The 20,944-nt window shown below is 60.0% G+C and carries 25 protein-coding genes, 1 tRNA gene and 1 pseudogene; 16 read left to right on the top strand and 11 right to left on the bottom strand.

What is annotated here, in order from left to right; translation table 11 throughout:
• Nucleotides 1-115: 115 nt before the first annotated feature.
• Nucleotides 116-763 carry a S24 family peptidase gene (locus AC1D2N_RS09375; RefSeq protein WP_018449194.1) on the top strand — a complete coding sequence of 216 codons (648 nt, stop codon included), beginning with the start codon at nucleotides 116-118 and terminating at the stop codon, nucleotides 761-763.
• Between the two features lie 205 nt (nucleotides 764-968).
• On the opposite strand, the gene AC1D2N_RS09370 is transcribed toward AC1D2N_RS09375, so the two are convergent.
• Nucleotides 969-1,187, bottom strand: coding sequence for a hypothetical protein (locus AC1D2N_RS09370; protein WP_018240996.1), 219 nt, complete (start codon nucleotides 1,185-1,187; stop codon nucleotides 969-971).
• A gap of 452 nt (nucleotides 1,188-1,639) precedes the next feature.
• Between AC1D2N_RS09370 and AC1D2N_RS09365 the strand changes: the two genes are divergently transcribed.
• The 3 genes from AC1D2N_RS09365 to AC1D2N_RS09355 are packed head-to-tail and all read left to right on the top strand — an operon-like array spanning nucleotide 1,640 to nucleotide 2,375.
• The gene (locus AC1D2N_RS09365) at nucleotides 1,640-1,903 is read left to right on the top strand and encodes a hypothetical protein (protein ID WP_130651907.1); all 264 of its coding nucleotides are present in this window, start codon (nucleotides 1,640-1,642) and stop codon (nucleotides 1,901-1,903) included.
• Nucleotides 1,904-1,914: 11 nt separating this feature from the next.
• Nucleotides 1,915-2,154, top strand: coding sequence for a hypothetical protein (locus tag AC1D2N_RS09360; RefSeq protein WP_130651906.1), 240 nt, complete (start codon nucleotides 1,915-1,917; stop codon nucleotides 2,152-2,154).
• Nucleotides 2,151-2,375 carry a hypothetical protein gene (locus tag AC1D2N_RS09355; RefSeq protein ID WP_130651905.1) on the top strand — a complete coding sequence of 75 codons (225 nt, stop codon included), beginning with the start codon at nucleotides 2,151-2,153 and terminating at the stop codon, nucleotides 2,373-2,375. The genes AC1D2N_RS09360 and AC1D2N_RS09355 overlap by 4 nt, the downstream gene beginning before the upstream one ends.
• Before the next feature lie 23 nt (nucleotides 2,376-2,398).
• Here the strand turns inward: AC1D2N_RS09355 and AC1D2N_RS09350 are convergent, their stop codons facing one another.
• Nucleotides 2,399-2,638 carry a DUF982 domain-containing protein gene (locus AC1D2N_RS09350; protein ID WP_018240992.1) on the bottom strand — a complete coding sequence of 80 codons (240 nt, stop codon included), beginning with the start codon at nucleotides 2,636-2,638 and terminating at the stop codon, nucleotides 2,399-2,401.
• Between the two features lie 181 nt (nucleotides 2,639-2,819).
• On the opposite strand from AC1D2N_RS09350, the gene AC1D2N_RS09345 reads away from it, so the two are divergent.
• The 7 genes from AC1D2N_RS09345 (at nucleotide 2,820) to AC1D2N_RS09315 (ending at nucleotide 7,892) form a co-directional block, all read left to right on the top strand.
• A complete protein-coding gene (locus AC1D2N_RS09345) occupies nucleotides 2,820-3,008 on the top strand; it encodes a hypothetical protein (protein WP_130651904.1) in 189 nt (62 codons plus the stop codon).
• 9 nt (nucleotides 3,009-3,017) lie between these two features.
• Nucleotides 3,018-4,040, top strand: coding sequence for a LuxR family transcriptional regulator (locus AC1D2N_RS09340; RefSeq protein ID WP_130651903.1), 1,023 nt, complete (start codon nucleotides 3,018-3,020; stop codon nucleotides 4,038-4,040).
• A 121-nt stretch (nucleotides 4,041-4,161) separates the two neighbouring features.
• Nucleotides 4,162-4,770 carry a hypothetical protein gene (locus tag AC1D2N_RS09335; RefSeq protein ID WP_130651902.1) on the top strand — a complete coding sequence of 203 codons (609 nt, stop codon included), beginning with the start codon at nucleotides 4,162-4,164 and terminating at the stop codon, nucleotides 4,768-4,770.
• Nucleotides 4,771-4,963: 193 nt separating this feature from the next.
• Complete coding sequence (locus AC1D2N_RS09330; RefSeq protein ID WP_130651901.1) at nucleotides 4,964-5,242, top strand: hypothetical protein; 279 nt, start codon at nucleotides 4,964-4,966, stop codon at nucleotides 5,240-5,242.
• Between the two features lie 157 nt (nucleotides 5,243-5,399).
• On the top strand, nucleotides 5,400-5,651 hold the full coding sequence (locus AC1D2N_RS09325) for a type II toxin-antitoxin system Phd/YefM family antitoxin (RefSeq protein ID WP_003557256.1): 252 nt from the start codon (nucleotides 5,400-5,402) through the stop codon (nucleotides 5,649-5,651).
• Nucleotides 5,648-6,097: a type II toxin-antitoxin system VapC family toxin gene (locus tag AC1D2N_RS09320; RefSeq protein WP_130651900.1), complete on the top strand. Its 450-nt coding sequence runs from the start codon at nucleotides 5,648-5,650 to the stop codon at nucleotides 6,095-6,097. Before AC1D2N_RS09325 ends, AC1D2N_RS09320 begins: the two co-directional genes overlap by 4 nt.
• 208 nt (nucleotides 6,098-6,305) lie before the next feature.
• Entirely contained in the window at nucleotides 6,306-7,892 is a 1,587-nt protein-coding gene (locus tag AC1D2N_RS09315) for a hypothetical protein (protein WP_130651899.1), read from the top strand.
• A 57-nt stretch (nucleotides 7,893-7,949) separates the two neighbouring features.
• On the opposite strand, the gene AC1D2N_RS09310 is transcribed toward AC1D2N_RS09315, so the two are convergent.
• Entirely contained in the window at nucleotides 7,950-8,198 is a 249-nt protein-coding gene (locus AC1D2N_RS09310; RefSeq protein WP_130651898.1) for a hypothetical protein, read from the bottom strand.
• On the opposite strand from AC1D2N_RS09310, the gene AC1D2N_RS09305 reads away from it, so the two are divergent.
• Nucleotides 8,185-8,658, top strand: coding sequence for a DUF6894 family protein (locus AC1D2N_RS09305; RefSeq protein WP_245484443.1), 474 nt, complete (start codon nucleotides 8,185-8,187; stop codon nucleotides 8,656-8,658). The two genes, AC1D2N_RS09310 and AC1D2N_RS09305, sit on opposite strands and share 14 nt — an antisense overlap.
• Here AC1D2N_RS09305 and AC1D2N_RS09300 read toward each other — a convergent pair.
• Complete coding sequence (locus tag AC1D2N_RS09300) at nucleotides 8,642-9,385, bottom strand: Crp/Fnr family transcriptional regulator (RefSeq protein ID WP_130651897.1); 744 nt, start codon at nucleotides 9,383-9,385, stop codon at nucleotides 8,642-8,644. The genes AC1D2N_RS09305 and AC1D2N_RS09300 overlap by 17 nt on opposite strands.
• 876 nt (nucleotides 9,386-10,261) lie before the next feature.
• A tRNA-Pro gene (locus AC1D2N_RS09295) sits at nucleotides 10,262-10,338 on the bottom strand.
• Nucleotides 10,339-10,599: 261 nt separating this feature from the next.
• Between AC1D2N_RS09295 and AC1D2N_RS09290 the strand changes: the two genes are divergently transcribed.
• The gene (locus tag AC1D2N_RS09290) at nucleotides 10,600-11,007 is read left to right on the top strand and encodes a hypothetical protein (protein ID WP_018240983.1); all 408 of its coding nucleotides are present in this window, start codon (nucleotides 10,600-10,602) and stop codon (nucleotides 11,005-11,007) included.
• A gap of 509 nt (nucleotides 11,008-11,516) precedes the next feature.
• On the opposite strand, the gene AC1D2N_RS09285 is transcribed toward AC1D2N_RS09290, so the two are convergent.
• The 3 genes from AC1D2N_RS09285 to AC1D2N_RS09275 all read right to left on the bottom strand — a co-directional run bounded on the left by AC1D2N_RS09285 (nucleotide 11,517) and on the right by AC1D2N_RS09275 (nucleotide 16,023).
• Nucleotides 11,517-14,912, bottom strand: coding sequence for an acyl-[ACP]--phospholipid O-acyltransferase (locus AC1D2N_RS09285; RefSeq protein WP_130651896.1), 3,396 nt, complete (start codon nucleotides 14,910-14,912; stop codon nucleotides 11,517-11,519).
• Nucleotides 14,913-15,005: 93 nt separating this feature from the next.
• Nucleotides 15,006-15,287, bottom strand: a complete 282-nt coding sequence (locus AC1D2N_RS09280) for a YiaA/YiaB family inner membrane protein (protein WP_003546080.1) — start codon at nucleotides 15,285-15,287, stop codon at nucleotides 15,006-15,008.
• A 49-nt stretch (nucleotides 15,288-15,336) separates the two neighbouring features.
• Entirely contained in the window at nucleotides 15,337-16,023 is a 687-nt protein-coding gene (locus AC1D2N_RS09275) for a PspA/IM30 family protein (protein ID WP_130651895.1), read from the bottom strand.
• Nucleotides 16,024-16,134: 111 nt separating this feature from the next.
• Here AC1D2N_RS09275 and AC1D2N_RS09270 point away from each other — a divergent pair, with 111 nt between their 5' ends.
• The 3 genes and pseudogenes from AC1D2N_RS09270 to AC1D2N_RS09260 form a co-directional block, all read left to right on the top strand.
• Nucleotides 16,135-16,752 carry a TetR/AcrR family transcriptional regulator gene (locus AC1D2N_RS09270; RefSeq protein ID WP_130651894.1) on the top strand — a complete coding sequence of 206 codons (618 nt, stop codon included), beginning with the start codon at nucleotides 16,135-16,137 and terminating at the stop codon, nucleotides 16,750-16,752.
• A 559-nt stretch (nucleotides 16,753-17,311) separates the two neighbouring features.
• Nucleotides 17,312-18,091: an SDR family NAD(P)-dependent oxidoreductase gene (locus AC1D2N_RS09265; protein WP_130651893.1), complete on the top strand. Its 780-nt coding sequence runs from the start codon at nucleotides 17,312-17,314 to the stop codon at nucleotides 18,089-18,091.
• A gap of 35 nt (nucleotides 18,092-18,126) precedes the next feature.
• Nucleotides 18,127-18,327, top strand: a pseudogene (locus AC1D2N_RS09260) (hypothetical protein); the annotation flags it as partial.
• 225 nt (nucleotides 18,328-18,552) lie between these two features.
• Here AC1D2N_RS09260 and AC1D2N_RS09255 read toward each other — a convergent pair.
• From AC1D2N_RS09255 to AC1D2N_RS09245, 3 genes are all read right to left on the bottom strand, one after another.
• Nucleotides 18,553-19,551: a restriction endonuclease gene (locus AC1D2N_RS09255; protein ID WP_026188295.1), complete on the bottom strand. Its 999-nt coding sequence runs from the start codon at nucleotides 19,549-19,551 to the stop codon at nucleotides 18,553-18,555.
• A gap of 171 nt (nucleotides 19,552-19,722) precedes the next feature.
• On the bottom strand, nucleotides 19,723-20,412 hold the full coding sequence (locus tag AC1D2N_RS09250) for an HNH endonuclease (protein ID WP_165403079.1): 690 nt from the start codon (nucleotides 20,410-20,412) through the stop codon (nucleotides 19,723-19,725).
• A gap of 135 nt (nucleotides 20,413-20,547) precedes the next feature.
• Nucleotides 20,548-20,823 (bottom strand): hypothetical protein, encoded by a 276-nt coding sequence (locus AC1D2N_RS09245; RefSeq protein ID WP_018240973.1) that lies wholly within the window; start codon nucleotides 20,821-20,823, stop codon nucleotides 20,548-20,550.
• Nucleotides 20,824-20,944: the final 121 nt, after the last annotated feature.

Below are 20,944 nucleotides of genomic sequence, written 5' to 3'. Positions count from 1 at the left end.
TGTCCGTTGTTGTTGATGTCGGTGTTTGTCATGGCGATTAGGGTACAATTAATACCCGATATGTCAAGCACATTAGGGCATGACATGTACCTTAATTTAGGGTATTTTTTATATCATGTTGAAAGAGCAGGAACAATTTGAACGCGAAGAACGCGCAAAGCGCCTCGTCATGGCCAGGAAGAATGCTGGCTTTGCCGGGCCGAAGGCGATCGTCGATCGGTTCGGCTGGAATGCGAATGTCTACAAGGCGCATGAGTCCGGCCGCAACGGCTTCGGCATTGCCGATGCGAAGAAGTATGCCCGCGCTTTCAAGGTCAATCTCAACTGGCTGCAGTTCGGCACCGGCAACGCGCTCGATCCGGATGAGCTGCCGGTCTCCGTCGCCGACATCCCGAAGATCTCCTGGGTCAGCGCCGGCCAGCTGAGCGAACAGGCGCCGATCACCGACTTCTCGGAATTCCCGACGGTCGCCGCCCTCGATCTTCCCGATGGCGAATGGATCGCACTCGAGGTCGAAGGCAATTCGATGAACAAGATCTCGCCGCCGGGCTCGATCATCTTCGTCAATCTGCGCGACAAGCGCCTGGCGCCGAACGCGCTCTATGTCGTCGCCGACGAAACGGGGGCCGCGACCTACAAGCGCTATCGCCCGAACGACAATCCGCCCTTCCAGCCGGCTTCCTACGAGGACGTGCCGCCGCCGGAATTCCAGGGCGCCGTCACCATCGTCGGCCGCGTCCGCCGATCGATCATCGAGATGTAAGGATGAGCGCGCAAGGCTCGAAAATAGTGCCGCGAATCAATCACATTTCAGTAGGGAAAACAATATGATACGCCCTTCCTCACGCGCCGGAAGAATCTGGTTCTATATCGTCACGATAGCGGTGCTGCTCCTGGCCTACAGCGCCGCGCGAGAGATGTACGGCCTGTAGGATTTCTCTCCGAAGCTCGCCGACCCCCAGCCGGGATCATGAGGGGTATCGGGAGGATTCATCCTCTGAAACCACAAATTGCGGAAGCTCCGGATGCCGTTCGCGCACCACTCTCGACACCGCCACCAGGATGGACCGAATGGCTGCGGGGAACATGTCCTTCGGCAGCTTCTCCTCCCACGGATCGTAGAATTCGGTGATCGCATCCAGACCCGCCTCGATCACTTCGTCGGTGATTTCGATTTCGCTGCGCATCGCCGGCTCCTTTTTTCTCCTAACATCATACTCCAACTTCAGTTCTCATTCCTCTCTCTTTAGCTTAGGAGGAGAAGGTTCCTGAAGGCTGGTGAGGGAGGGTTCCGGCCAAAGCTTCCCCCTACCCCATGAGCAAAGCCCATGAAGCCGGGAGAGCATTGGCCAAGTCCTGAAGGCCGGAGCCGGGATGGGACACGTGCCAGAGGGGCCATTCGCTTCGCCCTCGTCCTGATTTTCTGACAGCGCACTTAAGGACTTTCGCTTCCCGCGCCGCTGGGCTTCGTCAGCTCGGGAGTTGCACCCGGTCGCCCAATCACTTGATCCTGACATACGCCTATGATTCGTACCTCGTCAATCCAAGAGGTATTTTTTATACCTTTTATCGTTGACGCAATCGGGTATGATATATACCTTTCCCTCACAAGCCGATCAAAGGCGCGAGAGGACAGGCGATGCAGCACATCCGCAATATCGAGACCGAGGAAAGCAAGCGGGATGCCCGCTGGAATGCAGCACGCACGACCCACGACTGCCGCGCCTATATGGCCAACGAAGCCCAGCGCATGGGCGCCCTCGGCTTTGCGTACCTCAGCCGTCCCGAACATTCGATCCGCGGCCCGTCCTGGCTGCGCGGTGCGAGCGCCAGCGTCGAGCAGCACTACCGCTATGCCCGCGAGATCATGGGCATCACCGATACCGATCAGCTTTACGCCTGAGGAGAACGGAGATGTCTGCCGCCTATCCCACACCCGAGCCATCGACCGACAGCCCTTCCCTTGCTACCGCCCGGCGGGCGGGAACAACCGAAAAGACCCGCGCCAAGGCCCGTTTCACCGCCGGGGCACCTGATCTCCTGAAGGCGCTGGTGGAGGCCGAACGCTTTTTCGATGGCAGCAAGGATCACGGCTGCCCGCTTCACCAGAAGATCCTCGCCGCCATCGACACGATGAAAGGCGGCCCATCATGAGCGATTGCCTGATCGAGGCCTTTTCCGGCTGCGCCTGCCCGCCCGGCGAATGCGCGGAAAAGCCCGTCACCCCGGCGCCGGTCACCTTCGTCTCGTGGCGGACCCAGGCGATCACCTGCCTCACCTTCGGCTTCCTCGCGGCAATCGTTACGGCCGCCTGGATGGAGACACAGTTCCAGAACCAGGATCTCAGCCATCAGGAACAGGTGTCATGGAAGTGAGCCAAGGCTGTTCCAGATGCCGATCAGGAGCTGAACTTGATGTCGCTGGCCTTGGCCGCGGTGATGAATGCGCGGCGCACCTGCTCCGGTCCGGCGGCATCATTGAACACATCGAGCACAAGACGTTCGGCGGCCTTCGCCGCCGGCGTCTGCTCGGGCCAATCGTTCAGCAAGGTATTGCCCGCCTGAACGACATTATAGACCGTTCTCGTCTTGCCATTGATGGTGATTTTCACCGGCTTGAAGCTTCGTCGCCTGCTCATGATGCAGCCCCCTCACGCTGGACATTCGACTCAACGAATCACTTCGAGACTCGTTCCAGTTGAGGTGATTCTTCGTTTGCCAACCGGGCGCCGAGCCCGATGTCCTCCGTCTGCATGACAGAGCCTGGCTCGGATGCGTGCGAGAATACGGCAGATGAAGCCCGTACCAGGAGGCAACACAATGGACCTTCAAAGTCTCGTCGCCGCGCACATGCCAAACCGCCGCCGCCCGAGGCAGATGGGCGCCGCGGCCGAGGACCGATACTACCGAAATCAGATCACCCTGCCGCGCCTGAAGCTTCGGCTCCTCGGGCTGACTGCCGCGACCGCCGGCGTGACGCTGCTTCTGGCCGGCGTCATCAACACATGAGGTGCCGTCATGCTCCGACAGACCGATCATGCTATGCTGCGATCCGTTGTCACGGGGGACCGCGCGATGGACGACAGCGAGGCTGACCGGGCGGCGATCATCGCAGTGATCCGCGCCGAAACCGAGGCCTGGCTGCAGCGCGACTTCGAGGCGCTGGCAAGCCACTGGGTGCAGTCGCCGCAGACCCGGCGGATGGAATATTTCGCCTCGCTCGGCGTCCGGGTGGACGAAGGCTGGGACCCGATCGCCGCGCGGATCAAGAAGATCGTCGAGCGATTCCCGGAGAAGCACGCTTTCGCGGAGCGCGTCCGCTGGGAAAAGGTCAACATCGTCGTCGACGGCAACATGGCCTGGATGACCTTCGATCAGATCGGCAGCGACACCGGCGAGGATCGCAAGCGCCAGCTGCGGATCCTCCAGCGGATCGACGGCGCCTGGAAGATCGGCTGCATGGTGATGATGGAGAGCAGCGTCGAGGAGGCGAACTGCCCGCTGATCGAGGTCGACGCGGATGCAAGGATCCTCTGGACGAACCGGCTGGCGCGGGAGCGGATGCCTGGCCATCCCGGGCTCGTCGCCGCCGCCGGTCGCCTACGTGCCCGGCAGCGCGAATACGACCCTGCGCTACGCGAGGCGGTGCGCCTGGCGTTCCGCGAGCTACAGAGCCAGAGACCGCTGAACATCGCGCCGAAGCAGACCTGGGCGGTGGCGCTCGGCGAGGACGCGGCGGGGATGCCGCTCCACTGCTGGGTCCTGCTCGAGGACGGCAAGACGCTGGTCTCCTTCGACGACGCCGAGACGGTGGCGCGCCGGATCGCGAGTGCGCGGGAGGTCTTCGGCCTCTCGCCGGCGCAGACCCGGCTTGCGCGCCTGATCGTCGATGGCCACGACCTCGCCGCCGCTGCCGATCTGCTCGGGGTCAGCGTCAACACGTTGCGCACCCAGCTGCAGCGCATCTTCGACAAAACCGGCGTACGCAGCCAGGCGGCATTGGTACGGGCGCTGCTGAGCGCTGGAGCTCCGAGCCAATAGCCTCGACCGCGACCAATGCTCATGACTCGGCACCTCGCGGCAGGACTCGCTCCGGTTGAGGGGGCCGTCGTGCGTGTTATTGTTGATCAGAGAATCAATGAAATTTGCCGGTAGCTAAAACGTGCCAGAGCCAGAAAAACGTGGCGACAAGTTTACGTGGACATATGCCCTCTGGTTGTTGCCATTCCTGGCGCAAAATTGGCTGTATTGGCTTGTTCCCCAATGGGACTGGTGGACGATCGGTCTTATCGTTTGGGTCGTGACGCTGATCGCCATCGCAAGCTCGATCTGCATCAACCTCGCGCTGCGGCGCTGGCGGCGTCTCGTCTCTCTTCTAATCGCACCCCTTCTGTTGCTGGTCCTGCTCCGTATCCTCGCTGCTGTCGGCATAACGTCCGACAGCGTTCGATTTGCGCTGACCAAGCAAACGTATCTGGCAGAGATCAAACGAACCGATCTGCCGGGCGGAGAGCAGCAATTCAGGACATTTGCATGGGACGATACGTTCCAGGCGAAAACCTACTCGACGCTCGTCTACGACGAGAGTGATGAAATCGCCTTGCCCAATGGCGAGCAATCCACGGCCTGGCAACAGCGTGTCCAGACATCATGCTCGGAAAAGAAGGAATGCGTGGATCTCGATCCCGGTCCGGGTGAGTCCATCGGCATCATAAAGATCGGCGAACACTTCTATATTCTGGACGATAGTCTGCCGACTGCGTTTCCTTGAGCGAAGGCCGCATCGCGCGCAGGAGCGGCCACGCCTTCCCCGCAGCTATTTCTGCAGCTTCGACATTTGGGTCGTGTCGTACCGAAATTCGCGTCGCTCATCCAAAAGGGTTACTAACCTTAGGTGCAAAATTTCGGCTAATATTACCCCTGGATGCAACCCATTGCACTGATCAACCAAACAGGAAGCACAAATGGCAGAGATTGACGCTGTAGATCTGCAAAGACTTGTCAGGTTGTCGGAAGAAGTCAGGGGCCGACTTGCCGAGATTTCGATGATTGTCGCTAGGGCATCGGGCAATACGGAAATGGAGAATGCGCCCGTGCGCAAATTCACCGCCAAGGGAGTGAAAAGCAAGAACGCTTCGACCCGTGCCGGAGATTGGATGGAGATCATCGACGTTGACGGCGTCGAGGCATGCTATGGTGTCATAAACGGCAAGCCGTTCGCCGAAAGCCCGTGCGGAGGCTAGTTCCCGCCCACCGACTCGTTCGAGTTGAACCTGAAGCGCAGCGCATCGACCTTGTTTCATGCGACGCCCACGTACGTTTGGAAAATTCCCCCTCTTGATGCCGTCGGCGTCAATGTCTATCTTGACCATATATGGTCATTTAAGACAGGAGGCCGCAATGTCGACAATCAGCGTGGCAGAGGCAAAGGCCGGTTTCGCCGGACTGGTGGATGAAGCGGCAAACGGGGAATTCGTGACGATCACGCGACACGGAAAGCCGGCTGCCGTGCTTGTGTCCGTCGAAGCAGCCGAGGCCGCGAAAAGGGCTTTGAAGACGCCACGGCCGAATTTCGGGGATTTCCTGTTGACGTTTCCCGGTGGGGTCGAGCTGGAGCGGAACCCATCGAAAATGCGCGATATTGATCTGTGACCGCCTACCTTCTCGACACGAATATCATTTCGAAGTTCGCGCCGGGCAAGGCGTCGCCGTCCGATCCGGTGCGGGCATGGTTCCGTGAGCAAGGCGAAGCCGATGCTCTCTTTCTGTCGGCTCTATCGGTCGCGGAGATCGAGAAAGGAATGCGGAGCCTTCACCGTCGCGGCGGGATCGAGCGGGCAAAGCGCCTTTCGGCTTGGCTGGACTTCGTCACCGACAGTTTCGGGGATCGGATCTTGCCGATGGATACCGTTGTCGCGCGGATCGTCGGCGCCCTGGAAGATGACGCCGAGAGCCAAGGCCGTCATCCCGGCCTTGGCGATCTCATCATCGCGGCGACCGCGCGAGCCTACGACCTCACCGTCATTACGGAAAACTTGCGGCATTTCCAGCCGCTTGACGTCGCTGTCGATCTTCCCGCCGCGTTCCGGTCGGAATGATCCGAAGCATCGCCGATCACGAGCCGCACTTGATGTCGCTCGCCCTGGCTGCCGTTATAAACGCCCGCCGCACCGGCTCGGAAGCACGAGCAGCCTGGCTGCTTCGACCGCCGCACCTGCTCATGGCGCAGCACCTCTAGCACCGATCTAAACCCGACCGTCCAAGAGAGATCGTGATATGGTTGGAGTCCAATTTGGAGGGGGAGCTATGCTGAAAAATCCCATAGTTGGACTGGCGGTTGGCGCGCTGATGGTTTTTGCGACCCACGCCATAGCGACCGCCGATCCGCTCCCCAAAGGTTTTGAGCGCCACAAGTTCAACGGATCGGTCAGACCGGAGGTCAAGGACGGCGTGACCCGGTTTGAGATATTCGACCGTCAATGTTCCAATGTCGACTATGGCGATGGACGCGGCGAAAATGATTGCCGCAATGGCAACGTCCGTTCAACAATTCGCTATACGCGAGACATGAAGGTTGGCGAAAGCGTCGAATACAAGTTCGATTTCCGGCTCGATCCGACCTTTGCCTACAAAGGCTGGCACAACAACTCCGCCAATGGCTTTTATCCCGATGGCTGGGACAGCCATCTGCGCTTGGCGTCCTGGGAAGGACCGGCAATCCACAATTTCATCTACATGCTGAAAGCCGACACGCGCAACGGCGTGAACTTTCTCGCCCGCCAGTGCCAAAAACCGCAAGATTTCGGCAAATGGGCGACATTCTCGCTGAAAATCCGATGGGCAAACGATGAGAGCGGCTGGGTTACGGCAAGCTGCGACAACAAGGTGATCTATGCCGCCGAAGGCGAAGCAACCAACCAAGCTCCGCATTGCTGGGAATCGAACGAGTGCGAGCCGCAATCAAACCGCGACCCAAAATCATTCAACTTCATTCTCGGCCCGGTGATGATGGGTTGGGGCGGTGACTGGAAGAGCTATGACCATCATACGTCCCAGTTTGACGTGGTGCAGCCGGATGGTATCGGCATCGATGTCCGCAATGTCAGTGTGACCCGCGGTGTCAGCGACTATTCCGCCGAACAAGCAGCTTTGCTCAAGAGGCTGCAGCAGCAACTGGCTCATTTGGGCTGCAAGCCAGGGAATGTCGAGGGCAAGCCTGACAAGGCAACACGGCAAGCCGCGCTCTCCTGCCGCAAGTTCAAGAGCGGTTCGCTTCCCCAAGCGCTCAACCTCACGACGCTGCAAGCCTTCGCTGACGCCTATGCCAAGCCGGAGACCGCAAGTCTGCCTTCGGGCAACACCGCGGCTGGTACCGAAAACCTTTCGTCCAAACCGAGGACCTATATCAAGCTCGGCGAAATGCTTGCCATGAAGACGGGCAAAGACACCAGGGTGAATTCCGACTTCTTCGGCAAGATCAAAGGCGCCAAGAAGGGACAGAACGAGCTGGACTTCATCATACTGGGTCAGTTCGACTACACCGACAACACTTTCAGCCAGCTGTCATTTGTTCTGCAAGACACTCTCTCCAAGGCCGAAGTGAATGCGGCGGCCAAGTGCGGCTATGGGACGATCCGGTTTCCGGACGGCACAGATCATGTGGAGATCGGCATGCAACGTTCAGGAAACACGTTCTCGTCCCCACCAAGAACCGACTGCCTGATTCAAGCGCTCGGCAAACGACCGGCATCGCAGGTTCCCTACCTCACCACGGGGTTTGCCGATCTGGCCAAATCAATGGTTTCCGACGGCGGCTGGAAGAAACTCAGGCATGAAGGTTTGAAGATATTTGTCAAACGTGTCGCGGATGGTGAAATCACAGTCGGCGGCTGAGATCGCCGCACGGCGCCGCACGTTCCATCGCCTCTAGAGTCACGCCAGACCGATTCACTAGTGATGAGACGTCGACGTCGGCGCGTTGACGTCCAGTGAGTGAAGGCTATCAAACTTCATGATCAGCAGTGTGCCCAGTTCCTCGCGCGTCCTATGTCCTTGATTATAGAGGTCGATCGCCGCGCTGCAAAGTAGCTGTGTTGATTGTTCCGTTGGCGTGGCGTGATGATGCCGGTACCAAGTCCGAACAGCATCCGAAAGCATGTTCACGTCTTCGATCTGGAGAGAGAGATTGAAGTCCGTCATATCATCCTCCTTGAGCGTCGCAACGGCTCACTCGGATCGCGATAAGAAAACCGTAGTGCATCAACCTCGCAAGGCCAACCATCAGTGCGGTTGCGCACAATTGCCGGCGATGACATGGCACAGTGGCGAATGCGTTACCGATGCTGTTGCTTTGAGCGCGACGGAAAGGCAAAATGAACAGGCTATCCTGCCGGCCATGCCGGCTTTGAAGGATTTCGAATGCCACGCTTCTACTTCAACATTCTGTCTGAAGGAGGATCGCTCGACGACTGGGAAGGAACCGAGCTTGCTGATTTTGGATGCCGCTCGCCTTGAAGCGGGGCATGATGCTCGCGCATTGATGAGCAGTGCTGTGCTCCTCGGATATGACATTGCGTCAAGAAGCGTCGAGATCAGAAACGAAACAGGCTATATCCTGCTTGTGTTGCCTTTTTCGGAAGCGGTTAAGCGAGTGGGCTAATGTACCTGGCGCGGAGCCGAAGACCCAGCACCTTTTCGTATTCGCGCTCCGGCACTCCATAGCAGCCACCGGCAATTTCGATCAATTTTTCCCTGTCCACTATTCGCACGTTTCCGCGGGTCGATCGGATGGCGTGGACGCCCTCAAGGACGTGTAGTTCATTGGTGACGCCCGAACGCCGGACACCAAGCATCAATGCCAGAAATTCATGGGTAATTGGCAGGTTGTTGCCTTCAAGGCGGTCGTGACACATCAGGATCCATCGAGCCAACCGTTCATGCATATTGAAGCGGGCGTTCGCAAGCGCCGAATGGGCGAGTTGCAGCACGGTTGTGTGAACATAGCGAAGGAAGAAATCCTTCATCTCGGGATCATCGGCCAGCGCGCGCTGAAACGTCTCCATCGGCACCATAATTCCGGATCCTGCGACTTGCATGAACGTGCGCGTGGGGGTGGTCTCTACCGCCAGGACGACGTGCATGCCGGATGCGCCTTCGGACCCGATGTGGCCAATCTCCACCGCTTCTTCGTCGGTGCTGCCGACAACAATAGATCCCAAGCCCCTTTCCAAGAAGCAGACATGCGTGGATGGGACGTCGCTAGCAACAAGAACGTACCGCAATGGAAGGTCGACGTGCTCCATCTCTCCCGAGAGGCGTGCGAAGCCGTCTACGCTCAACAATTTCAGTAGAGTGTTCTCGACGGTCGATTGGTCGAAGTGGGGCATAGCAGCTCCGCGTGGGGAGCTTGGATGTCAAACCAAACGCCTGTGGGTGTAATGAAAGCTACGGGACGGCAAAAGACTGGCTATGGGTCCCGCGAAATTGTGCGTTTATGACAAAACCGCACATAAGCCACTGAAATTGTTGATGATCAGCGACGATAGACCGGCAACGATGTTCGATACCGACCAAGAGAGCTTAGCACATTTTGCCTCGGCATGCGCGCTCATTGCGAAAGGACGAGCGATTCACAATACAAATATCTGCCGTTTGGATCGTTGATATAAGTCGCGATCAATCTTGCCAGCCAAGTCGGCGGCAATGCGCTTCGGCGGTAAGGACGGCCGCCTTTCGGTCAGCATAGGGACCTGGCAGATAGACCGTGACTCCGCGGAAACTTACGATCACCGCCTTTGTCACGCTGTCGAAGACGATAGCCATATCAGGCTCGTATGCCATTTGTTTTCCTGACGGCGCTTACTCCATCGAGATGTGCTCTCATTCGAATGAAACAAGTAGCCGACAGCCATCCTTCGGGCGCGGGGCGCTTTTCACGGCTTGTGACCGAAGCGGCGGAACGACTGGTGCGACGAGCGATCTATCTAACGCTTGGTGCGGAACCGCACAGGAACTTTTCCGACTATCTATGGGTTAGGTCGCAAGGATCGCGCAGGTGCCCCCTCGTGACGGGGCCGTACGCCACCCCTTGCAGTGCGATCCGCCCGTACCCAAATTCCCCCGTTTCGGCGGGGCTCCTTTTGATCCACAGCGCGCAACGCGCGAGGGCGGTCAGGGATCGCATGAATCAAACGGTGAAATCCTGGGGAATTTCGGCTGAGATCAGCAGAAACGAAAAACCCCGCCGGAGCGGGGTTTCTAGCTGGTCGGAGTGGAGTGATTCGAACACTCGACCCCCACGTCCCGAACGTGGTGCGCTACCAGACTGCGCTACACTCCGTGACCAGCGGCGCTTCTATAGAACAGCCTATCTGGTTGCACAAGCACCAAATTCCAAAAAGCCGGGGGAATTTTTGACGGTGACGTGACAGGTCTGGGGTCACGCGGCTGCAGCAAAAAGCCACACCTCTCGCAAATCGAACGGAAGTGTCAAAGGGGCAATTTTCTTTTGCCAGGTTCCGCGCTAAAGGGCAGACGGGACAGGCGAAACCGCTGCGACGGCGGCTTCGCAGCCACTGCGCTTGAGATCAGGGACGACACGATGAATTTCCGCACCATGACCGCGGCCGGGCTTGCAATTGCGCTTGCCGGATGCACGACCATTCCTTCCGCCGGCAATCCGATCGAGGCCCGCTGGGTCGGCAAATCGGCCGGCATCTTCTTTGCCGCCTACGGTCCGCCGATCAGCGATAGCGAGCAAGGCTCGACCACCATCTATACCTGGCGCGGCGGCTACAAGACCGTGCGCATTCCGGCGAAATATGCCGAAGGCGCCGACGGCAAGCGCGGCAAGCAGATTTCCTCCGCCCGCACCGCCTACCTGCGCTGCCAGGCCGAAATCACCACCAGCTCCGATTACACCATCCGCGACATCCGTACCGTCGCCGACATCCCCGGCGTCGACGGCCCGTCCTATTGCGCAGAGTTTTTGGCGCCCGAACAGAAGTAACGGACGGTTTGTTTGAGATGCGAAGACAGGCGGCCGGGTGCCGCCTGTTTGTTGACAGACTTCGCTCCTTACTCGGCGTCATCCTCGGCCTTGTGCCGAGGATCTGCTGCACTGGCTGCAGATGCCCGGGACGAGGCTTTGCTATCAGGTTCGCACCAAGGGCAGCCTCTTGCGTCTCGCCCCACCTCTCCTCCGTCATTCCCTTCCACGGGCTTTGCCAGAGGAAGGGAATGACGGAGATTGGGAGTGGCGCTCTCACCAGACTTCGCGCCGTCTCGCCAACTCCTCTTTCGTCATGCTCGGGCTTGTCCCGGGCATCTACTGCCAGTTGATTCGTAGCAGATCCTCGGCACAGGGCCGAGGATGACGCCGAGTGGAGAGCGAGGTTGTCGGCAAACTGAGGCGGCCGGGTGCCGCCTGTTTTGTTTTGCAGGTCATCGTCTTGCTGCCGTTCGACCGGCAGGGATCGAAGCACTTTCAGTCAGGCTAGCGGCTGAAAAACTCGCCGCTTACGCCGCCTCCACCCCCTGCGCCGCCGTTTCCGCCAGCTTCCGCGCCGCGACGAAATCCACCTTGCCGGAGCCCAGCACCGGCACCTTGCCGATATTGACCTCGGCCGGGACCATCATGTCCATGGCGCCCCTGGATTTGGCGAAGGCGAGGAATTCGGCGCGGGTGGCGGTGGGGGCGTCGGTCAACAGCACCAGGCGCTCGCCCTTCTTGGCGTCGGGCAGTGAGGAGACGACCGAGAGGGCGCCTGGCCACAGCTCGGCGGCCAGCGTCTCGACGGCGGCGAGCGAGATCATTTCGCCGCCGATCTTGGCGAAGCGTTTGGCGCGGCCGCGGATCTTGACGAAGCCATCCTCGTCGATGGTGACGATATCGCCGGTGTCGTGCCAGCCATCGATCAGCGGCTCGAGCACGCCGGGCTTTTCGGCACGGAGGTAACCGGCCATGACATTGGCGCCGCGCACATGCAGCCTGCCGCCCTCCTCGATGCCGGGCACCGGTTCGAGCTTCCATTCCATGCCCGGCAGGATTTTGCCGACGGTGCCCGACTTGTTGTACATCGGCGTGTTGATCGAAATCACCGGTGCGGTCTCGGTGACGCCATAGCCTTCGAGGATGCGCAGGCCGAATTTTTCCATATAGGTCTGGCGGGTCGAGGCCTTCACCGGCTCGGCGCCGGAGAAGATGTAGCGGATCGAGCGAAAGTCGTAGGGATGCGCCGTCCTGCTGTAACCATTGAGGAAGGTATCGGTGCCGAAGATGATCGTGGCGTTGGAGACATAGATCAGTTCCGGCACGATGCGGTAATGCAGCGGCGACGGATAGAAATAGACCGGCACGCCCGAGATCAGCGGCAGCACCGTGCCGGCCGTCAGCCCGAAGGAATGGAACACCGGCAGGATATTGAACACCTTGTCGCCGCTGTGGAAATCGATGCGGGCGGCAGCCTGGGCGGCGTTCGACAGGATGTTGCGGTGGGTGAGCACCACGCCCTTCGGCGTGCCCTCGGAGCCGGAGGTGAAGAGGATGACGGCCGGATCATCCGGCTGGCGTTTGACCAGCGGCCGCGCCTTGCGCAGATACCCCAGGATCTTGTCCTTGAGTGAGATTTCGGCCCTGAGATCATCGAGCCAGACGATCGTCACCTGCTTTTCCATCTCCTCGATCACGGCACCGAGCTTCGCCTGGGTGACGAAGGCGCGCGAGGTCAGCACATGTTTGACTTCGGCGGCCTTGCAGGCGGAGAGGATATTGGCGGCACCCGCGGTAAAGTTCAGCATCGCCGGCACCTTGCCCGCCGTCATCACGCCGAGAAGGGTGGCGGCGGCGCCATTGGCATTCGGCAGCATGACGCCGAGGTTGGTTTCCGGGAAGCGGGCGCGGAATTTGGCGCCAAGCACGGCAGCGCCGGTCAAGAGCTTGCCATAGGTCAGCCGGCCAATGACCGGATCTTCGACGGCAAGCTTGCCCATGCCGAATTCGTGGCCGGCCCGGATGACGCGATCGAGCACGGTCGACGAGGTATCGGCGGTCTGGAACAGCAGGTTCGACATCACCTGATAAAGGGCGGCACCTGCCGCCGTGCGGCGCTTGCGGCCTTTCAGCTCCGGCGGCACTTCCAGCTTCACCGGTTCGAGAATGGTGACCTTGACCTTGGGGAACAGCCGGCGGCGGATCTTGCCGTTATCGAGGTAGGAGAGATAGCTCTTCTCCAGCCCGTCGATCTTCACCGGCACGACCATCGAGCCTGTTTTGTCGGCGACCATGGCGGCGCCATCATAGACCTTCATCAGTGTGCCGGTCACCGTCAGGCGGCCCTCGGGGAAGATGCCGATCGGGTTGCCGTCCTGCACCACCTTGATCAGCGACCGCGTCGCCATCGGCTTGGTCGGGTCGAGCGGCAGGAATTTGCACATCTTCAGGAAGGGGCGCACCCACCAGGCCTGGGCGATCTTGTAATCGACGGCAAAGGTCGGCTCTTCCTCGGTGATGGCGAGCGCCAGGGCGCCATCGAGCAGGCTGACATGGTTCAGCGCGATGATCGGCGCGCGGCCGGCCTTCTTGATGTTTTCGAGACCCTCGACCTCGAGGCGCATGAAGGCGCGGAACAGGATCGAGATGAAATCGCGGAAGGGATTGGTCGGCAGCGTTTTCAGCATCAGCCAGGCGACGGCAAAATTGATGATGCCGAGGCCGATGAGGATCTGCGGTATGGAGGCGCCGAGCGCCTGGACGGCGGCAACCAGGCCGAGGCCGACGGTGATGAACATCGCAGACAGCACATTGGCGGCACCGATGACACGGGCGCGGCGATCCTCATGCGCCCATGTCTGCAGGGCGGCGAAGGTCGGCACGGCGATGAAGGCGCCTGATATCGCCATGCCGGCGAGATCGATGGCGACGCGGATGGTATTTTCACCGGCGAAAAAGCCGGCGATCGTCGTCGCATGGCTTGCCGAAGCCAAGCCCCAGAGGTTCCAGGCGAGATCGAGGCTGAAGAGGCCAAGCAGCGCCGTGCCGACCGGGGCCGGCAGCAGCACGATGCGGCCGGAGGACATCCAGGCGGCAATCGCCGAGCCGACGGCGACGGCAATGGCAAAGACGGTGAGATAGGCCGGCACGACGAGCTCGGAGCCGCCGAGCAGCTCGGTGACCATGGTCGGCAGGATGGAGAGAACGAAGGCGCCGACCAGCCAGAACCAGCAATTCATCAGCGCCGAACGCCACAGGCGCTTATCGGCGCGGATTTCCATGACCAGGGTGTAGCTGGAGCGGATGACATTGCGGTCGATCTCCAGATCCGGCGCCTTGGAGCCGGTGGGCGGGATCATCCGGCTGGCCAGCCAGCAGAGCACCGACAGCCCCATCATCATCGTGCCGAAGATCAGCACATTGTCGCCGCCGGAGAAGGCGAAGGCGGCGATGATCGTGCCGGCGAGGATGGCGATGAAGGTGCCGCCCTCGATCCAGGCATTGGCCTTCGGCAGGTCGCGGCGTTCGAGATGATCGGGCAGGATGCCGTATTTGATCGGCCCGAACAGCGCCGAGACGACGCCGAAGCCGAACAGTGCTGCCATCAGCACGAAGATGGAGGAGAAGGCCAGACCGACGACGGCAAGCCCGGCGATGGCGATCTCGCAGCGTTTCAACAGCTCGGCAATCCTGGCCTTGTCATGCTTGTCGGCGAGTTCGCCGCCGAGCGCCGAGAGCAGCAGGAAGGGGACGATGAGGATGACGCCGGCCAGCGTCACCAGGGCAGCCCCCTCGCTCGCCGACATCTTGAACAGAATGAGGAACACCAGGGTGTTCTTCAGAAAATTGTCGTTGAAGGCCGTGAGGAACTGGGTCCAGAACAGCGGCGCGAATTTCCTTGATGTCATCAGATTGTGTTGCACGGGCTCGTTCCTCTTTCGGCAGGCAGAGAAGGCCACAGAGTTGTTACGCAATAGTTGAGTGCGGTAACAACTCTGCAGTGCGGTTAACGAAGATTAATCTTCATCGTTACGATTGAACTTGACCAGCAGTTTCTCGGTGCGGGCATCCTCGACCTTGCGGATCAGCTTCTCGGATTCGGCGTTGTCGCGCAGCGTCTTGGTAATATTCACCGTGGTCTGCACCAGCATCAGAATGCCCATGGCGAGATAGCCTTTGCCCCAGAGATCGAGCGGCATCATGTAGAGGCCAAGCGCCAGCATGAAGGCGGCCGAGCCGAAGGAGATGTAGGAGAAGCTGACCCAGCTGGCGGAATGTTTCTGGAAACTGTCGTTCATATCAGTGGTCCCTATGGTTCGATGGATGAATGGTTGGATGGATGCAATTTCAGGCGGCAGGCGTGATGCGGCTCTTCAGCCGCGCCAGCACATCATCGGCGGATGAGCGCAGCGGCGCCCCAAAGCCGGCATTGGCAAGCTTTTCGATGATGCCGGCCGGGCGGATTGAGCCTTCCATGTCCTTCAGGGCGGCCGCCGTCAGCTCATTCTGGCTCTGGCGCAGGCGAAGGCGGGCCAGCGTTTCCTCGGCATCGTCGAGCGTCGCAAGGCCTGGACCGGCGACGACGACATCGAGCTTCTGCGCCTCCTGCGTGGCCCGCGCCAGCCGCTCGCCGCGCTGCAGCTCCTGCAGCCGCGCCTCGGAGGCGCGGACGATCGCCTTCAGCTTGTCGATGGAGCTGGTGAACTGCGCTTGCGCCTTCTCCGATGCATCGCGCTCGGCCTCGAGATAGGCGATCGCCTCGGCCGCCTCGCGGGCCAGGCCCTCATTGCCCTTCGCCAATGCGGCGGAGGCGCGGTTTTCCAGATCGGCGATGCGGGCGACGATTGCTGCGTACTGCACCCTCTCCTGCTCGTTCTGGGCGATGGCGACGGCGACGCTGCGGCGGGCCGACTGGATCGATTGGGCGGCATCGCGGATCTGCTGGGCAAGCAGCGGCACGGCGTTGCGATCGGCAAAAGCCTGTTCGGCATCATGCGCCCTGCCCCGCAACAAAATGGAAATCAGTTTGAACATTTCCTTCCTCCGGTTTATGAACGTTGTTCACGAGAGGTGTTATGCCAGAATCATGAACGTCGTTCAAGATAAATTTTGAACGACGTTCAAAAAATCGAAGTGGAATGGTTAATGGCCGGCAGACGAGAAGAAAAACGCGAAGACCTGAAGGCCCGGCTGATCGAGGCGGCGCGCGAGCGGATCGCCCGCGACGGGCTGACGAACCTTAGAGCCCGCGACATCACCCAGGATGCCGGCTGCGCGCTCGGCGGCCTCTACACGGTCTTTTCAGACCTCGCCGAGCTCGTCATCCACGTCAACTCCGCGACGCTGAAGGCGCTGGAGGCGAGGCTGACGCTTTCCGAAACCAAGGACAAGCCGCCGACCGACCGGCTGCGCAACCTGGCGCAGGGATATTTAAGCTTCGCCGTCGAGCACCGGAACCTCTGGAAGGCGCTGTTCGACCACTTCCCCCCCGACACCAGCCCGACGCCGCAATGGCACCTCGACGAACACCTCTTCCTGATGGACGTGATCGCCGAACCGCTGGCCGAACTGCAGCCCGACATGCCCCCCGAAGACCGCGCCATCCGCGCCCGCACCCTGTTCGGCGCAGTGCATGGGGTGGTCAGCATCAGCCTCGAAGGCCGCTTCGTCGGCTTGCCACTGGAGCGGCTGGCGCGGGAGGTGGATGAGCTGGTGCAGACGATTGCCGCGGGGGCGGAGCGGCGGCGTGAAGCGGGCGTGTGAGGTGGCGTTTGGTGAAGTGGCGGGGTCGAGTGGCGCAGGCTGACGTTGCCGTTTTCGCCGAGCCCCACCCCATCCTCCGTCATCCTCGGGCTTGACCCGAGGATCTACACCCGCCGCCATGATGCCGGCGGGCACTGGAGTCAAGCCACTGAAATCACCGCGAAAAATGCCCCTCATCCGCCCTGCCGGCACCTTCTCCCCGCAGGCGGGGCGAAGGGGATATGCCGCAACCTCTCCGTCCCCCACTAACCTCTCGCGAGGTACGTCCCCTCGCCCCGTTTACGGGGAGAGGGTTAGGGTGAGGGGCAGGCATGGGCACGAAGGGGCAGCCGTAAATCCTCACGCTGAGAGGACAGACCTGCGAAGCGCCACCAGCCATATTACCGAGCGGGAAAATTCATAGCCTCAACCCTGCTCCACATCCCGAAATATCCCGATCGGTAAATTTCCATGGATCCTCACCTGGGAGCACGGGAACCCACGCCCCAACTCCCGCATTGAGCAGCCCAACGAAAGCTGCTTGACTGACGCCCACCACGCCGCCGCGAAAGGACAACCCATGAGCCGCATTTTCATCACCGGTTCCACCGATGGCCTCGGCCTTGCCGCCGCCCGCACCCTGATGAAGGAAGGCCATGACGTCGTGCTGCACGCCCGCTCCCGGGAGCGCGCCGCCGCCATATCAGCGATTTCCTCTGCCGCACGCGGCCTCGTCATCGGCGATCTCGCCAGCGCCGCCGAGACGCGATCGATCGCCGAGCAGGTCAACGCCATCGGCCGCATGGACGCCGTCATCCACAATGCCGGCATCTACCTCGAAAGGAGCCGGGGCGAAACGCCTGATGGTCACCCCAAGACGCTGGCGGTGAATGTGCTCGCCCCCTATCTCCTCACCGCCTGGATCGCCCGTCCCGATCGCCTGGTTTATCTCACCAGCGGCATGCACCGCAGCGGCAGCAGCGCCCTTGACGATATCGACTGGAAGAAGCGGCCATGGAACGCCAGCCAGGCCTATTCGGAAAGCAAGCTCTACATCGCCACCCTCGCCGCCGCCCTCGCCCGCCACTGGCCGGATGTTCTGAGCAACGCGGTGGATCCCGGCTGGGTCCCGACCAAGATGGGCGGCGCCGGCGCACCCGATGACCTGGAGATGGGGCACCTCACGCAGACGTGGCTTGCGGCAAGCGATGCGGGGGCCGCGAAGGTGAGCGGCGGTTATTGGTATCATCGCCGGCAGCGGGAGGCCTTGCCTGAGGTTAGCGATGCTGGGTTTCAGGAGGCGCTCGCGGAAAAGCTTGCCGGACTCACAGGTGTTCGACTGTTTGCAGAGCGCGGGTAAGGTGAGATCGGTTGGTTATCGGGCGCTGCCGCGTTCGAAACTTCTGGAACGCGATACTCGACCACTCCCCGCCGGAAACCAGCCCGACGCCGCAATGGCATCTCGACGAGCACCTCTTCCTCATGGATATGATCGCCGAACCTCTGCCCGAACTGCAGTCCGACATGGCCCCCGAAGGCCGCGCCATCCGCGCCCGCACGTTGTTCCGGGCGGTGAACGGCGTCGTCAGCATCAGCCGAAGCCGAGGTACGATACTACGCCATGCTGGACCAATTAGCGCTGGCCGCATAACTTAAGCCAAACGGCCTCCGGAGATCCTGGCGCGGTTCAGGATGATTGACCTGATCGCTCGCGTCACCCACGTTTCAGTCGAAACGATGGAGATCGTTGAGGCGATGAAGTCAACGAAGCGAACAGCAAGCCCGACTGACATTGCGGATGGGGAACTGAATAACTAACCGCTATGTCCAAGCCGGCACGAAGATTCGCTTCAGGGGCACGAGTTGCTGAGCCTCAAGGTCAAGCTTCCCGTATTGCTCCAGCAGGCTCTTCACTAAGTCGTCTAGATCCATGAGCGCCAGCGGGATGTTTGCACGCTCCGCTTCATACCGAGCTTCGCGCGTGAAACCGCCGGTGCTCACATACAGACCCTTATCCTGCGGGTGTCGGCCACCTAGGAAGCTTCGAACGTCCGGTGCGCCCATTGTGCCTTTACGATGTTTGACCTCGACTACAATACGAGGCGACTCGAAACCGAACCCGTCCGGAGAGGCAACTATGTCCTTCCCGCGATCTGGCCCTGCGTCCGAGACCCGCGTCTTGTAACCCAGCGAGCGTAACAATCCCGCGACAAGCTCCTGCATGTCGTCCCAGGCGAGTGCGTTGACCTTGTCCTTTATAAACTCATGAGCGCGGCTCTCCATCGATTTGAAGAGATCGTCCTCCGTCGCATCTGTCGTCGCTACCGCCTCTGGTTTCACAGGCTGTCCCGAGACCATCGCCTTCTTGAGCTCTGCGGCAACATCGTTTGATATCCGAAACAGCGTGGAGATTGCACCGAGGCTGTTACGACTTTCAACGGATAGGAGATCCCGACTGACTTCTCCCTGCCAGTGCACAGGCCGAACCTGTGCATCTTCAGGATCGACCAAAGTGTCGTAGCGATAGGGGCCGGCGATCTCGCCGATCATATAAACGCGGCGCGAAGGATTGTAGGTTACGACCATGTCGCCGACATCGATTTCGTTGACAAATCGATGAAGCTGGCCAGCAACCATGGCAACCGACTGTAGCTTAGTCTCCGGCCACGTCGCCGTAACTAGATCGCTAATCGCCTTCCGTGTCTTCACATTCGATAGGTCACCAACTTCGTTCCAGCCAATCGCGACCGCCGATTTCTCTTTGAACGCGTCGAACAGCCGCCCGTCACGCTCAGCGCGCACCATCCAAGATTTGCTCATGCCCCACCCTTCTATTTGAAGCCGAACTTTGCTGAAGAAGCCATGGCGCGCAAGAGCGTGACGCAAAAAGCGGCTATCGACTAACAGAAGCTCACAGGCTGGCGCCGCCGGACGAGATGTCACAGTGTAATTTAGTCAGCGGTGCGGCGACTTAAGGCGTCAAGCCGGATTTCATGCGGATATGGCTTGGAGCTCGAAACCAAACTCCTGGCGGGCTTCCTCCACCTCAAACCATCGGTCCTTCAGGGCCACAAGGCGATGAAGCAAGCGATGGCAGTTTGCACAAAGCAAGGCCATGTCTTTGATCGTTACCGCGCGCTCACCGGGAGTAGAGAAAGGCTCCTTGTCGTGATGAGCTTCGAACATGGAGTCGCGCATGTCTTCCGCGATGTGCGAACCGGTCGCTTTGCAGATGTCGCAGGACATGCCCACACGTTTCCGAACTCTGAGAAGATCTCGTCGCAAGCCGGGTTTTCGTTCGCGCAAGAGGTGCACACGTCGCTCCTCTCTGCCTTCAATAAATTGCTTATCTTCTTCGCTTGTGATTGGCGCAACCGCATCGGCAATTTGCCATTGGACCACGATTCGCGTTCCCCACCCTTTTTCAGATGGTACGAGGCCACGCCGAATAATCAGGGAATTGCGAGCTTTGTCATTTAGGTAATTGTATAGAATGTTCGACGGCGAATAGTACTTGCCGCTGCCTTTTCCGCCCCGCCCATATCGCTCAACTAGTTTTGCCCAGGCATGCGGTGCGTTCTGTTCTACGGCGCTTCGAAAGGTTTGGGTTGTAAACGTTCCGCCGAGATAGGGCTGCAGCCCTTCCCATTCATCATCAAGCATTCCGAACAATTCGGCCACCTTCATCCTCCACAGTATTAACCGAACTCAAATTTTGGCAGGTAGTTCGCGGCAACAGAGTGGGCAGCCGCGTTAAGTCCACCAGACCCACGCCCCCTAGGGAAGGCGGAAATAGCGACTGGCGTAGAGTTTAGATCAGCGGCGGGTCATCTCGTTTTCCACCCACTCTGCGTATTCCTTCAACTGCTCGAATAGAGATTCCGCGTCGGATAGCAGCATGAAGCGGCCGCCGTATTGGGCTAGGTCTTTGTTGCCGAGAATGCGAGTTAGCCTGGTCTCCTGAGATTTTGGCAGTCGATTTCCCAATGCGTCTCGCAAAGTCTTGATGACCGCTGCGTGATCGTTTTGATTGATCTTGTTCGCGAAGGTTGCCGTGAGTGCGTCGGTATAGGCGATTGCCGCGTTGACCACAGTCGCAGCAATCGGATTTCCGAGTGTTCCTGCTTGAGCACTGCTGATTGCAATTTGGCCGATTCCAGAAATCCCCTGGCGATTATCAAGCGATTTGCACCATGACGAGCGTCAGAGGATT

It is taken from the genome of Rhizobium sp. P1_B8 (assembly GCF_056406515.1).
The sequence above is the reverse complement of the archived record's forward strand: the minus strand, read 5'-3'. Positions and strand labels throughout refer to the sequence as shown.